Raw genomic sequence first — 12,691 nt, forward strand, 5'->3', positions numbered from 1 at the left:
GCGCAAGTTTTCGCGTGGTGGTGGCCGTGATCTGGACGTGACATTTGTTCCGCGCGAGAAAGCCGGGCACGAATGGCGGACATCATCGACATCACGCTCCTCGCGGACGTCCGGCGCTTCTTCCAGAAGCTCATTGAACAGCGCGGGCTGTCCTACTTCCTCCAGAAAGACGGTCCGCGGCTGTTCCAGATTGAGCCGTCGAAGGTCGAGCTGGTCCTGCGCACCGCGGTCCGCACCCGGAACCCGGAGCTGCCCGCGCCTCACGAGAAGGCCATCGAGCACTGCCGCCTGGAGCTGCGCCGCGAGCTGATCCGCCGCGTGGCCAGCGCCATGCTCCAGACGGGGCTGTGAGCCGCTTCTCGCTCCGCACCGGCTTCCCGCGCACCCTCAACCCGCTCTCCCAGGCCGTCGCCGAGCGCCACGCGCGCGGGCTGCCCCTGCTGGACCTGGCGGAGACCAACCCCACGCGCGTGGGGCTGCCCCTGCCCGGCGCGGAGCTCCTGCTGGCGGGCGCGGCCTCTCCCCATCCACCGGAGCCCGTCGCTGGACGCGGCGGCCCGGCGCCGTCGAAGGCCCGTGACGGCGCCCTGCCGGCTCCGCCAGGAGAAGGTGGCAGCGCGGCGCCCTCGCCCTTCAGCTACGCGCCGGAGCCCTTCGGCCTCGCGTCCGCGCGCGAGGCCGTGGCCGCGCACCTGTCCCGGCGGGATGCGCCCGCGGAGGCCGCGCACGTCGTCCTCTCCGCCAGCACCAGCGAGGCCTACGGCTGGCTCCTGAAGCTGCTGTGCGACCCGGGCGACACCGTCCTGGTCCCCGCGCCCGGCTACCCGCTGGTGGACGTGCTGGCGCGCCTGGAGGCTGTCCACACGCGCTCCTACCGCCTGCCCGCCGTGCACGGCTTCGGCCTGGACGCGTCCCGCGTGGAGGCCGCCGTGGACGCGCGCACGCGCGCGGTGGTGGTGGTGAACCCCGGCAACCCCACCGGCCACTTCCTGCACGAGGACGAGCTCCACGCGCTTGTGGACGTGTGCGCGCGCCACGGGCTGGCGCTCGTCTGCGACGAGGTGTTCTCCGACTTCGCGTGGGACGCGGAGCCGGGGCGCGTGACGAGCGTGGCGGGGCGGAGCCTGCCGTGCCTGACGTTCTCGCTCTCCGGCCTGTCCAAGGTGGCGGGCCTGCCCGGCATGAAGCTGGCGTGGCTGCACGTGGGCGGCCCCGCGCACGCGCGCGACGAGGCCCTGGCCCGGCTGGAGGACGTGGCGGACGCGGCGCTGTCGGTGGCCACGCCCGTGCAACTCGCGCTGCCCCGGTTGCTCGCCCACGCGCCGCGCTTCCAGCAGGCGCTGCTGGAGCGGGTGAGGGGCAACCGGGAGCGGTTGATGCAGGCGCGCCCGGTGGACGCCGCGTGGGACGTGGTGCCCGCGCACGGCGGCTGGAGCGCGGTGCTGCGCATCCCCCATCACCCCGGAGAGGAGGCCACCTGCCTCAAGCTCCTGGAGGAGGGGGTGCGCGTGCAGCCAGGGTACTTCCACGACTTCGGCGGCGGTGCGTACCTCGTGCTGTCCCTGTTGCCGACGCCCGAGGTCTTCACCGCCGCCCTGGAGCCGCTGACGCGCGTGCTCAGTCCGTCGGCGGGTCGATGAGCTGCACGGTCTTGAAGGTGGTGCCCGTCACCTTGAACAGCTCGTAGGGGGAGGGCGCCTCGCCCGTCTCGTTGTTGAAGTTCAGCTCGCCGCTGGCGCCCTTGACGTCGATGACGGTGCCCGCGCGCAGCGCCTCGCGCGCCGCGGTGAACTGCGTGGGGCCCAGGGGATAGACGGTCGCTGTCTGGCCGGAGGCGGGCGTCAGCTTCGTGAGCCCCTCCGCGATGCGGGGGCCGGTCACCGGCTGCGGGTTGTTGTTGTCACCGCCCACCGCGTACGCCGCGCCCAGCGCCACGAGGTACATGGCGTCGTACGCGTGCGTGACGAAGGAGTACTGCCCGGGGTCCGTGCTGTAGGCCGTGATGAAGCGGTCCGCGAAGAGCTTGTAGGTGGAGTCGCTGGGACGCGCGGACGCGGGCGCCGTGCCGTACGTGCCCGACAGCTCCGTCTCGACCTCCTTGCGCGAGGTCAGCAGGGTGCGGTCCTTGCTGGCGTCGGTGAGGAACCAGCGGTTGCCGTAGGCCATGCCCACCTTCTTGTCGATGGCCTCCAGCAGCAGGCGGGAGTTGTCCTCGGGGAAGCCCGCCAGCACCGTCAGGTCCGGCTTGAAGGACACCAGCCGGGTCACCGCGCCGCTCACGGACTCGTTGCGCGTGTACTGCGCGCCCGTGACGTTGTCCTTGTTGGGGATGCGGTTCTGGATGGCGTCGAACAGGCCCGTGCCGTACGAGTCACTCACGTACGCCACGCCCACCTTGGTCGGAGGGGTGAACGTCACGCCCGGGTCGTTGATGGGCGTGACGCCCTGGAGCACGTTCGCGATGACGCGGCCCTGGAGCACGTCCGAGGGCGTGGTGCGCCAGACCAGGCCCACCGTGCCGCCGTTCTTGTCCGACAGCGTGGTGAACGCGGAGCTCGTTGCCGTGTGGCTCATCAAGAGCACGTTCTTGGGCGTGGTGACCTCGGAGAGGGCGAGCGTCTGCGCGCTGCCCGCGCTGATGATTGCCACCGCGCCCTTGTCGTTCACCATCCAGCTGGCCTGCGTCACGGCCCGGTTCGGGTCCGCGCCGGTGTCGCAGACGTACATCACGAACTGGCGGCCACCCACGCCCTGCGCCTGGTTGATCTCATCCAGCGCCAGCTTCAGCCCGTTGAAGCGCTGCTGTTCAATCTCCGCGTTGCCGCTCGCGTTGGTGAGCGGCAGCGCCGCGCCCAGCACGATGGGGTTCGCCGCGGACGTGGCGCCCACCACCTGGTCGCACCCCGCGGGCTGCGGCAGGCAGTAGCCGGACGTGCAGACGCTGTTGGCGCCGCAGTCACTGCTCGTCGTGCATTCGGAGAGGCCGCCCGCCGTGGTGAAGCTGCACCCGGACGACAGCAGCGCCATACCCAACGTCATCATTCCCAGCGCGCGCATCAGAAACGTCCCTCCATGCCAATGCCGGTGCCACGCGGCGCGAACGTCACGCGGACCTCGCCCTGCGCGGGAGGGCCTTCCTTGGGGTACAGGATGATGGCGGTGATGGCCCCCGCGAGCCCCACGCCGAAGCCGATGTCCGCGAGCAGCGCCTTGCTCTTGGTGCTGTCCGACAGCCGCTGCTTGTCCGCGAGCGTCTTCGCGTTGTCGAACTGCTCGCGCTGGTCGCGCGCCTGCAATCCGAAGATGACGCCCGCGCCCACGCCCAGCACCGCCACGCCGCCCGTGGCGAACGCCGCGATGCGCTGGTTGCGGTAGGACTTGATGGCCCGGTTCAGCTCCGCCTGGCGCTGGCGCTCGCTCTCGTCCTGCGCGCGCCGGGCCGTGGCCTGCTCCTCCTCCGCCCGCTGCCGCGCGGCGTCCGCCTCCGCCTCCAGGCGCTTCTTCTCCGCGTCCGCCGCCGCCGCCGCCTGGTCCTCGCGGTCCAGCTGCACGCGGAGCCGGTCGATGGCGCGGTTGCTGTTCTTCAGGAGGGTGGGGTCGGTGTCCTCGCTGGAGGACGTGACGTATTGCCGGTAGTAGGTCATCGCCTCGCGGGGCTCGCCCGCGTACTCCAGCGCCACGGCGATGTTGTAGACGAGCCGCGGGTGCGGCTGTGCCTCGTTGGCCTGCTTCAATGCCTCCGCCGCCTCGCGGTACTTGCCCGCGTCATAGAGGCGCTTGCCCTCCTTCAGGAGGGCCTGCACGTTGACCTTGGAGCCACCCCGCTGCGCCAGGGCGGACCCTGGCGCCAGCGCCAGCGCAAGCGACAACACGAAAACCAGTCTCATGGGGCCGGAAGCCTACCGCCGAACATTCCGGCCGTCGAAGCACTGGCCCCTTGAAAAAGCACCGGGGCCACCCCCGGCTCCGTATCACCCGGAGCGGAAGCGGCCCCGTACAGGGCCTTCCCTGGCGTCAGACGGCGCTCAGCCGTCCAGGCGCGCGATGAGCAGCTTGCGCTGGAGCATCAGGGCCTCGGGGGCCTTGGTGCCCAGCTGCTCGAAGAAGACCTCCTGGCTCTTGAGCTCGGTCTTCCACTCGTCCTCCTTGATGGAGGTGGCCTCCTGGACGGCCTCTTCGGTCAGGTCCAGGCCCTTCAGGTTGAGGCCCTGGTCCTGGCGCGGCACCCAGCCCAGGAGCGTCTCCTGCGTGGGGACGCGGCCCTGCACGCGGTTCACGATCCACTCCAGGACGCGCATGTTCTCGCCGAAGCCCGGCCAGATGAACTTGCCGTTCTTGTCCTGGCGGAACCAGTTGACCTGGAAGATCTTCGGCAGCTGGGGGATGGACTTCTGCATGTCCAGCCAGTGCTGGAGGTAGTCACCCATGTGGTAGCCGCAGAAGGGCAGCATGGCCATGGGGTCGCGGCGCACGACGCCCACCTTGCCGGTGGCCGCCGCGGTCGTCTCCGAGCCCATGGTGGCGCCCAGGAACACGCCGTGGGTCCAGTTGAAGGCCTGGATGACCAGCGGGACGGTGGTGGAGCGGCGGCCGCCGAAGATGATGGCGCTGATGGGAACGCCCATGGGGTCGTTCGCCTTGGCGCTCAGCACCGGGTTGTTGCTCATGGGCGCGGTGAAGCGGCTGTTCGGGTGCGCCGCCTTCTCCGCGCTGCCCTTCTTCCAGGGGCGGCCCTGCCAGTCGGTGAGCTCCTCGGGGACCTCGCCGTCCTTGCCCTCCCACCAGACGTCGCCGTCGGCGGTGAGCGCCACGTTCGTGAAGAGCGTGTCCTTGGAGATGGTCTCCATGGCGTTGGGGTTGGTCTTGTTGTTGGTGCCGGGCACCACGCCGAAGTAGCCGGCCTCCGGGTTGATGGCGTACAGGCGGCCATCCGGACCCGGGCGCATCCAGGCGATGTCGTCGCCCACGGTCTCGATCTTCCAGCCCGCGTACTCCTTGGGCGGGATCATCATGGCGAAGTTCGTCTTGCCGCACGCGGACGGGAAGGCGGCGGCGACGTAGGTCGTCTCACCCTTGGGGCTGGTGACGCCCAGGATGAGCATGTGCTCGGCGAGCCAGCCCTCCTCGCGGCCCAGGTAGCTGCCGATGCGCAGCGCGAGGCATTTCTTCCCGAGCAGCACGTTGCCGCCATATCCGGAGCCGAAGCTCCAGATGGTGTTGTCCTGGGGGAAGTGGCAGATGTAGCGGCGGTCCGGGTTCACGTCGCCCGTGGAGTGCAGGCCGCGGTTGAAGTCGTCGCTGTCGCCCAGCATGTCCAGCGCGGCCTTCCCCATGCGGGTCATGATCCGCATGTTGAGCACCACGTAGTCGCTGTCCGTCAGCTCCACGCCAATCTTGGTGAAGGGGCTGCCCAGGGGGCCCATGGCGTAGGGCACCACGTACATGGTGCGGCCCTTCATGCAGCCCTGGAACAGGTGGCCCAGCTTCGTATAGGCCTCCTCCGGATCCATCCAGTTGTTGGTCGGGCCGGCGTCCGTCTTGTTGGGCGTACAGATGAACGTGAGGTGCTCGACGCGCGCCACGTCGTTGGGGTTGGAGCGGTGCAGGTAGCAGCCCGGGCGCTTCTGCGGGTTGAGCGGGATGAGCGTCCCGTCCTTCACCGCCTGCTCCGTGAGGCGCTGCTTCTCCGCCTCGGAGCCGTCGCACCAGACGATGCGGTCCGGCTGGGTCATCGCGGCCATCTTGGCCACCCAGGCCAGCAGCGTGGGGTTCTTCGTGGGCGCCTGCTCGGTGGCGGCGGCCGCTTGCGTCGAAGCCATGGAGGTCTCCTCGGGGTGTTTCATTGCGTGGGGTCTTCCCGCATTCCGCGTCGTGCGAGGGGGGGAAACCCTACAGCGGAAGGAACACCAAACCTTCTGGACCGGGGGCCCAAAAGCAACTGACGTCCGGCAGTCAACCGGACTTTCGACCGCTTTGGCCTAATTCCACTTATCAGCGCCCGGGCGCTCATCAGTAAACGGCGCGGTGCGGCACATGCTGGCAGCGCACCGTGCCGTGCCCAGGTTGAGGGGGCGTCCGCGCCCATGTCCATCGCCCTCGTCCTGGCCGTCATCGTCGTCGCGTTGGTCCTCTTTTCCATGGATTCCATCCCCATCGAGTTCACCTCGCTGGCGGTGGTGTGCCTGCTGGCGTTGTCCGGGGTGCTGACGCCGGCGCAGGCGTTCGAGGGCTTCAGCAACGACACGGTCATCTTCATCTTCACCCTGCTGGCGATGACGCAGGGGCTCGCCTCGACGGGCGTGGTGCAGTGGGTGGGGCAGCGGATGGCCGTCTTCGCGCGCTTCGGTCCGCACGTGTTCCTGGTGGCGATGATGGGCGTGGTGGCGGTGTTCTCCGCGTTCATCTCCAACACGGTGACGACGGCGGCGTTCCTGCCGGTGGCCATTGGCGCCGCGCAGCGGGCGAGGGTGCCGCGCAGCAAGGTGCTGCTGCCGCTGGCGTACGCGTCCATGCTGGGCGGCACGGTGCTGCTGTTCGGCACGTCCACGAACCTGGTGGTGTCCGCGGCGCTGAAGCGGCACGGGATGCGGCCCATTGGCGTGACGGAGCTGGCGCCGGTGGGGCTGCCGGTGGTGCTCCTGGGCATCGCGGTGGTGGTGGTGCTGGGGCGGTGGCTGTTGCCCTCGAGGGAGGGCAAGCCGGGCACGGAGGGCTTCGCGCTGCGCGACTACCTCACGGAGGCGGTGGTGCCCGGGGATTCGGGCTACGTGGGCCAGCCGCTGGCGGAGCTCACGAAGGGGCTGGGCCTGCGCGTGATTGGCGTGGTGCGCGGCGGCGAGACGCTCAACGCGAAGCCGTCCTACGTGCTGACGGGCCAGGAGCGGCTGCTGGTGGAGGGCAAGCGCGAGGACATCCTGCGGGTGAAGGACCTGCGGGGGCTCGCGTTGCGGCCGGACGTGCGGCTGTCGGACGCGGAGCTGGAGGGTCCGGAGTCGATGCTCGTGGAGGCGAGCGTGCCGCCCGACAGTCCGCTGGTGGGGCGCAGCCTGCGGGAGACGCTGTTCGTGGAGCGCTACGGGCTCCTGGCGCTGGGGCTGCACCGCCGGCCCGCCATCCAGCGGCTCACCAAGCTGCAGCTCCTGGGGCGCGCGTGGGACGAGCACTCGCTGTCCACGCTGCCCCTGTCCGTGGGGGACGTGCTGCTCCTGCGTGGCCCGCGTCAGAAGGTGGCGGAGCTGGAGCCGGGCCATGCGCTGATGGTGCTGGAGGGCCACGAGTACGAGCCGCCGCGCTACGCGAAGGCGCTGCTCGCGGTGCTCATCTTCCTGGGCTCGCTGACGGCGGGCTCGCTGGGGTGGATGCCGCTGTCGCTGGCGGGGCTCACCGGCATGCTGCTGATGATCGCCACCCGGTGCGTGGACGCGCGCGCCGCGTTCCGCGTGGACTGGCGGGTGGTGCTGCTCATCGGGTCGATGATGGCGCTGGGGCTGGCCATGGAGGTGAGCGGCGCGGGGAAGTTCATTGGAGACCACGTGGCCCGGCTGGGCGCGTTTGGCGGGCCGCGCATGGTGCTGGCGCTGTTGATGGTGCTGACCATCGTGCTGTCCGCGCCCATGAGCAACCAGGCCGCGGCGCTGGTGGTGCTGCCGGTGGCGCTCAACGCGGCGTCACAGCTGGGCGTGGACGTGCGCCCCTTCGCCATGGGCGTCACGCTGGCGGCGAGCTGTTCCTTCATCACGCCGCTGGAGCCCAGCTGCGTGCTCGTCTACGGGCCCGGGCACTACCGCTTCACCGACTTCTTCCGGCTGGGCACGCCGCTGACCGCGGTGGTGGTGGTATTCCTCGTCTTCGCCGTGCCCGTGGTGTGGCCCTTCCACTAAGGCGTGAGCCTCAGTGGATGGCCGCGCGCAGCCCCACGTCCTCGAGCACGCGCGCCTCCTGCTCGAGGAGGTACCGCAGGCGCGCGTCCACGGCGGCCTCGTCCCCGTTGGAGGCCGTCACGGCCAGGCGGTGGAAGAGGGACTGGTGGCCATCTTCCGACTGGGCCAGCTCTCCGTAGAAGCGCGCGAGCGCCGGGTCGGTGAGCCCCTCCGCGAGCAGGGACAGCCGCTCGCACGAGCGCGCCTCGATGATGGCGGCCACGAGCAGGCGGTCCACGCGCCGCTCCAGGGCGGGCGTGCGCACGTGCTTCTGCAGGCCCTGCGCGTACGGGTCGCCGGCGTCCTTGGTGAGGGTGAGGCCGCGCGCGGCCATGAGGTCCAGCACGCGCGCCAGGTGGGCGCTCTCCTCGCGCGCCAGGCGGGCCATCTGCGACGGCAGGCCCGGCAGGTCCGGGTAGGCCTGGAGCATGGACAGCGCGTTGGCGGCGGCCTTCTTCTCGCAGTGGGCGTGGTCCACCAGCACCGCGTCGAAGTTGGCGAGCGCCAGCGGCAGCCAGCCGGGGTCGGTGGGCGCGTGGAGGATGACGGGGCCCGCTCCGGAGAGGGGACGGCGGGAGGGCGTGGGGCGGCTGCTCATTTCGGGCGCGGACTGTAGGGCATCCGCCGGGCGCCGTGCGCGTCCGAGTCGCGGGGGCCTCCCGGCCTGCCTCCTCCCGGGACGTGCCAGCCCGGGCACGGTGGGGGGCCGCCCACCGCACCCGGACGGGCTACAGCGGCGGGCGCGTGCCTTCCTTCGCGGCGATGAGGGTGACCACGTAGTCCGTGCCCTCCTGCACCTCGCTGGCCACGAAGATGGAGCCCGGCCACGCGCGCAGGCCCTCCATCAGGAAGGGCGCGCTGTCGGCCGCGCTCCGGTGCACCAGCTCCACGCGGCAGAGCGTGGAGCGGCAGTCCAGCGCCTTCACGTGCGAGCTGGAGGGCAGGTGTTGGCGCAGGGTCTCGTTGAGCGTCTGCGTGGCCCGTCCGCTCCAGTCGCTGTCCACCGGCTCCTCGGAGAAGGCGGTCATCACCCGCGCGCGCGACTGCTCGAAGGACGGGGGCGGCGGGCGCATGGGCGGCGGCGGAGGCACTTCGTCCGGAGCCTCCGCGCCGTCCGCCTCCGCGGCACCGGGGGCCTTCGCCGCGGCCGGGGCCTGCGCGCGCGAAGAGGAGGGCTGAGCGGCCTGCATCGCCCACAGCCGCATCGCGGTCTCCGCGGCGGCGCGGCGCTCGGCCTGGTTCGCGTCCGTGCTCGCCGCGCTCTTGCGCACCTGGGCCCGCAGGTCCTCCAGCTCCTGTTCGGACGACTGCTGATGGCTCACGAGCGCGAACAGCACGCCGGCGATGGCGGCCGTATTGGTGAGGGCGAGGACGGTCTGGAGCCGGGAGGACATGGGACGCTCACGCAAGAGGCGGGGAGGAGGAACGGGCCGCGCGAAGGGGAGGAAGGATGCTGCCCTCGCGCGACCCAGGCATCGGGACCGCGTCGTGCGCCGGGCACCTCACCCGGCGCACGTCAGGAGGCGTGCATCAGTCGATGGTGAAGCCACCGATGATGCCGCCCGACTGCAGGCCGCAGCGGAAGACGATGGCGAAGTCCTCCCACACGTAGCGGTCGCCCGTGTTGAGGGTCTGCCACGCCATGGGGCCGGCCACCGTGTACGTGGTCGCGCCCAGGTTCGCGCCGTTGCCCACGCCGTTGACCGTGGTCGTCTCGCACCAGCTGTTGTTGCCGTAGATCTGCACCGTCGTCGGGTGGTAGCCGACCGTCCACATGGGCACCGTGGCGATCGCCAGACGCGTCGTCGTACAGCTGTTGGTCAGCGCCGAGTAGCTGCTCACGTTGAAGCACGACGCGTCGGAGGCATAGGCGGCCTTGAACGCGGCGCCCGGGTAGTACTGCCACGCGGCCGCGGTCCCCGCGCTCAATGCCACCACGCCGAACGCGCACACCTTCGCCAACGTCTGGAAACCCTTCATCGAACCTGCTCCCTGGAGATGCGGCGGTGATTGGGGCCGCCGGGCACGCGAACGCGCGCGCCGCACCGCCTGGGAGCAAGCACCATGCCCTCGTCCGAGAAGACGAGTTTTCAGTTGTTTACGCTTCTTTGGGTGAATGCCAGTTGTTCCGGGAGCAACAACCGGTGTTGCCTGTGTTGCTCCGGGGGCTACTCCACCAGCACGAGCCGCTGGGTGCGGCCGGCGTGGTAGCCCACCTTGCGCGCGATGCGGGCGGTGCTCTCGTCGCGCTCGTCCACGCGCATGGCGAGCCGGGGCAGCGAGGACAACAGGTGCCGGGAAATCTGTCCCAGGCACAGCGTGGCGTGGCCCTGGCGGCGGCGGGACGGGGGCGTGTACATGCCCTCCAGCTCCGCGCCGAACTGCGAGCGGCAGCCGATGTCCACCTTGAACACCAGCTCGCCGCCCTCCTCCAGCACGTAGGTGCGGCGCTGGCGCACGCGCTGGAGGACGCGGGCCTCGTAGTGGGCGGGGTCCTCCGCCAGCGGGTCGCGTTCGAGGATCTCCCGCACGTAGCCCTGGGCCAGGGGGAGCAGGCGGGGCACGTCCTCCTCGCGGGCCAGGCGCAGCGTGGGGTTGGTGAAGGGGCCCAGGTCGTCCGCGGAGACGCTGAACAGCCGCTGGGTGCGAGACAGGCGCGGCTTGCCTTCACAGAGGCTGCGCACCAGCGCGTCCACGGAGGACTTGTCCCCCACGGTGGCGCGCAGCTTGAGGCTGGGGGCGAGCGCGTCCGCGATGACGCCGGTGGCGCTGGCGTCGCTGGCGCTGGGCACCACCAGCCCGCCCTCGCCGCCCACGAAGACGGCCGCGGTGAGGACGCCGCTGTCGAAGCGGCCGTGGAAGGAGAAGGCCGCCTGGCGCTCCGGCGCGGCGATGCCGAACTCCTCCAGCAACCCCAGGAGGTAGAGGTTGTGCACGGGGTCCTTCGCCAGGAGCGCGCGCAGGGCGTCCGTGTGGGAAGGCGCGAGCTGTTCGACGGTGACGGGCATGCGCGGGGGAGCCGGAAGGGGCCTGAACCTTACGCGCAACCCCACCTCACGGGCCAGCGTCCCCAGGCACCGTGAAACGGAACGGGTAGAGCACCGTCGCGGACCCGCCCAGGTGGGGCGCCGGGAAGCGCGCGTCCAGCAGCGAATCCAGCACGCACGCCTGCACCATGGGGTCCGGGATGGTGCTGGAGACGAGCACGCCCCGGTTCATCTTTCCCTCGGAGCCCTCGCCCTCCACGGTGAAGCGCAGCTTCACTTCGTGTGTGCCCCGGTTGCGTTGTGCGGCGTCCTGGAAACATTGCTGCACGAGCGGAGTCACCGACTGGATGGCCAGGCGCAGGTCCTCTGCGTCGATGCGGCCTTCGGAGGACTCCACCACCGGCTCCACCACCTCCACGCGGCGCGGATCCGGCGCGTCGAAGTCGTCGCGGGGCGGCGGGGCGCGGGGCGGCGCTCGCACGGGCGCGGCGGGGCGCGGGGGCGGCTCGGTGGGGGCGGGGGACCGGGGGAGCTCGGGCGCGATGGGAGCGGCCTCCCGGGGGGGAAGGGCTCGCGGCGGCGGGGCGGGCTCGGGCGGCCGTGGGACGTCCATGAAGTGCGTCAGCCACGCGGCGCCCAGCGTGAACAGCAGGAACAGGCCCAGGCTCAGGCCGGGGATGAGGAGCCAGCGGACGAGGGTGCGGTTCGAGGACGCCATGGGCCGGGAGCCCGCGTGTCATACCCGCCTCACGGGGGGAGCGTGAAGCGGGGATGCACGCGAGCGCCCGATGCTACGGATACACCTCGCGCCGCGTGGTGGGCGTGGGCGTCGTCGGCGGCGTCACCACCGCGCCCTCGGCGCGGATGCGCTGCCTGCGGCTGACCCCCAGCGTGGCGCCGAGCACCGACGCGATGAGCCCCAGCGCGAGCCCCACGAAGATGCCCCAGAAGACGCGGCCGGAGCGGTCCGCCACCTTCAGCGCGCCCTGCTGCGCCTGTTGGCCCACCTCGCTGGCCTTGGCCTTGGCCTGGTCCACCTGCTGCTGCACGCGGTCGGCGACCCCTTCCGCGTCCTGCCGCGACAGGTTGGTGTTCTTCGCGATGTTGCTCACCAGCGTCTCACGGTCCATGTGACCCTGGCGCACGCCCTGGGTGACGATGTCCTTGGTCGCGGCCTCCAACTGGTTCGCGGTGACGGGGGGCTTGCCCTGCTGCTGGAGGCGCTGGTTCACCGGCCCGAGCGCGTCGTTGGCGTCCAGGCCGAACGCCTTCGCCGCTTCGCCGCCGCCCGTCACGGCGCCCACGGCCGCGGCGCCGCCCGCGCCCACCGCCGCCTTGCCCACGTTGAACACCGCGCCCACCACGTTCGACACCAGCATGCCCACCACCACCACGCCGGTGAGCGTGGTCAGGCCCCAGAGCACCAGGCCGTGCAGCGCGCCGCCCCCCTTGTCCACGATGCCCGCGCTACGCGCGGCCACCATGCCGCCCACGAAGAGCGCGACGAGCGGGACGATGACGCTCCAGATGCCGGTGAAGGTACCCGCGGACTTCGCGCTCCCCGGGTTGGCCGGGTTCACCGACGACAGGCCCAGTGCCAGCCCCAGCGTGTAGAGCAGGATCCAGACGCCCAGCGCGGCGAAGGTGCCACCGAAGATGGCGCCCCAGCTCAGCTTGTACGCACTCCCCGGCACTGCTGGGATGATGCCGGCGCGTTCGCTCTCGACAATGGCTGCCATTGGACTTCACCCTCGCTTCCCGTGTGCCGTCCGGCCGCGCTCGGGC

General features: G+C 71.1%; 12 protein-coding genes. 3 read left to right on the forward strand and 9 right to left on the reverse strand.

Annotation, left to right across the window (positions count from 1 at the left end):
* Positions 1–72 precede the first annotated feature (72 nt).
* Positions 73–351, forward strand: coding sequence for a hypothetical protein (locus KYK13_RS05685; RefSeq protein ID WP_223642577.1), 279 nt, complete (start codon positions 73–75; stop codon positions 349–351).
* Positions 348–1,640 (forward strand): pyridoxal phosphate-dependent aminotransferase, encoded by a 1,293-nt coding sequence (locus KYK13_RS05690; RefSeq protein WP_223642578.1) that lies wholly within the window; start codon positions 348–350, stop codon positions 1,638–1,640. The genes KYK13_RS05685 and KYK13_RS05690 overlap by 4 nt, the downstream gene beginning before the upstream one ends.
* Here KYK13_RS05690 and KYK13_RS05695 read toward each other — a convergent pair.
* The 3 genes from KYK13_RS05695 to KYK13_RS05705 all read right to left on the reverse strand — a co-directional run bounded on the left by KYK13_RS05695 (position 1,618) and on the right by KYK13_RS05705 (position 5,819).
* Complete coding sequence (locus tag KYK13_RS05695) at positions 1,618–3,057, reverse strand: ABC transporter substrate-binding protein (RefSeq protein WP_223642579.1); 1,440 nt, start codon at positions 3,055–3,057, stop codon at positions 1,618–1,620. The genes KYK13_RS05690 and KYK13_RS05695 overlap by 23 nt on opposite strands.
* Complete coding sequence (locus KYK13_RS05700; protein WP_223642580.1) at positions 3,057–3,887, reverse strand: hypothetical protein; 831 nt, start codon at positions 3,885–3,887, stop codon at positions 3,057–3,059. The genes KYK13_RS05695 and KYK13_RS05700 overlap by 1 nt, the downstream gene beginning before the upstream one ends.
* A gap of 138 nt (positions 3,888–4,025) precedes the next feature.
* Positions 4,026–5,819, reverse strand: coding sequence for a phosphoenolpyruvate carboxykinase (GTP) (locus KYK13_RS05705; RefSeq protein WP_223642581.1), 1,794 nt, complete (start codon positions 5,817–5,819; stop codon positions 4,026–4,028).
* 264 nt (positions 5,820–6,083) lie between these two features.
* Between KYK13_RS05705 and KYK13_RS05710 the strand changes: the two genes are divergently transcribed.
* On the forward strand, positions 6,084–7,880 hold the full coding sequence (locus tag KYK13_RS05710) for an SLC13 family permease (protein ID WP_223642582.1): 1,797 nt from the start codon (positions 6,084–6,086) through the stop codon (positions 7,878–7,880).
* Between the two features lie 10 nt (positions 7,881–7,890).
* Here the strand turns inward: KYK13_RS05710 and KYK13_RS05715 are convergent, their stop codons facing one another.
* The 6 genes from KYK13_RS05715 to KYK13_RS05740 all read right to left on the reverse strand — a co-directional run bounded on the left by KYK13_RS05715 (position 7,891) and on the right by KYK13_RS05740 (position 12,645).
* Positions 7,891–8,517 (reverse strand): tRNA-(ms[2]io[6]A)-hydroxylase, encoded by a 627-nt coding sequence (locus KYK13_RS05715; RefSeq protein WP_223642583.1) that lies wholly within the window; start codon positions 8,515–8,517, stop codon positions 7,891–7,893.
* Between the two features lie 130 nt (positions 8,518–8,647).
* Positions 8,648–9,313, reverse strand: coding sequence for a hypothetical protein (locus KYK13_RS05720; protein ID WP_223642584.1), 666 nt, complete (start codon positions 9,311–9,313; stop codon positions 8,648–8,650).
* A 136-nt stretch (positions 9,314–9,449) separates the two neighbouring features.
* Positions 9,450–9,899 (reverse strand): hypothetical protein, encoded by a 450-nt coding sequence (locus KYK13_RS05725; RefSeq protein ID WP_223642586.1) that lies wholly within the window; start codon positions 9,897–9,899, stop codon positions 9,450–9,452.
* A gap of 188 nt (positions 9,900–10,087) precedes the next feature.
* The gene (locus KYK13_RS05730) at positions 10,088–10,927 is read right to left on the reverse strand and encodes a DUF4081 domain-containing protein (protein ID WP_223642587.1); all 840 of its coding nucleotides are present in this window, start codon (positions 10,925–10,927) and stop codon (positions 10,088–10,090) included.
* A gap of 46 nt (positions 10,928–10,973) precedes the next feature.
* Entirely contained in the window at positions 10,974–11,624 is a 651-nt protein-coding gene (locus KYK13_RS05735) for an AgmX/PglI C-terminal domain-containing protein (RefSeq protein ID WP_223642588.1), read from the reverse strand.
* A gap of 73 nt (positions 11,625–11,697) precedes the next feature.
* Positions 11,698–12,645, reverse strand: a complete 948-nt coding sequence (locus KYK13_RS05740) for a hypothetical protein (protein WP_223642589.1) — start codon at positions 12,643–12,645, stop codon at positions 11,698–11,700.
* Positions 12,646–12,691 lie beyond the last annotated feature (46 nt).

The organism is Corallococcus sp. EGB (genome assembly GCF_019968905.1).
Lineage (GTDB): Bacteria > Myxococcota > Myxococcia > Myxococcales > Myxococcaceae > Corallococcus.

Bases quoted from the DNA above. Each gene is read 5' to 3' on its own strand.
- KYK13_RS05685 (WP_223642577.1), top strand. From the start codon at position 73: ATGGCGGACATCATCGACATCACGCTCCTCGCGGACGTCCGGCGCTTC.
- KYK13_RS05695 (WP_223642579.1), bottom strand. From the start codon at position 3,057: ATGCGCGCGCTGGGAATGATGACGTTGGGTATGGCGCTGCTGTCGTCC.
- KYK13_RS05700 (WP_223642580.1), bottom strand. From the start codon at position 3,887: ATGAGACTGGTTTTCGTGTTGTCGCTTGCGCTGGCGCTGGCGCCAGGG.
- KYK13_RS05705 (WP_223642581.1), bottom strand. From the start codon at position 5,819: ATGGCTTCGACGCAAGCGGCCGCCGCCACCGAGCAGGCGCCCACGAAG.
- KYK13_RS05710 (WP_223642582.1), top strand. From the start codon at position 6,084: ATGTCCATCGCCCTCGTCCTGGCCGTCATCGTCGTCGCGTTGGTCCTC.
- KYK13_RS05715 (WP_223642583.1), bottom strand. From the start codon at position 8,517: ATGAGCAGCCGCCCCACGCCCTCCCGCCGTCCCCTCTCCGGAGCGGGC.
- KYK13_RS05720 (WP_223642584.1), bottom strand. From the start codon at position 9,313: ATGTCCTCCCGGCTCCAGACCGTCCTCGCCCTCACCAATACGGCCGCC.
- KYK13_RS05725 (WP_223642586.1), bottom strand. From the start codon at position 9,899: ATGAAGGGTTTCCAGACGTTGGCGAAGGTGTGCGCGTTCGGCGTGGTG.
- KYK13_RS05730 (WP_223642587.1), bottom strand. From the start codon at position 10,927: ATGCCCGTCACCGTCGAACAGCTCGCGCCTTCCCACACGGACGCCCTG.
- KYK13_RS05735 (WP_223642588.1), bottom strand. From the start codon at position 11,624: ATGGCGTCCTCGAACCGCACCCTCGTCCGCTGGCTCCTCATCCCCGGC.
- KYK13_RS05740 (WP_223642589.1), bottom strand. From the start codon at position 12,645: ATGGCAGCCATTGTCGAGAGCGAACGCGCCGGCATCATCCCAGCAGTG.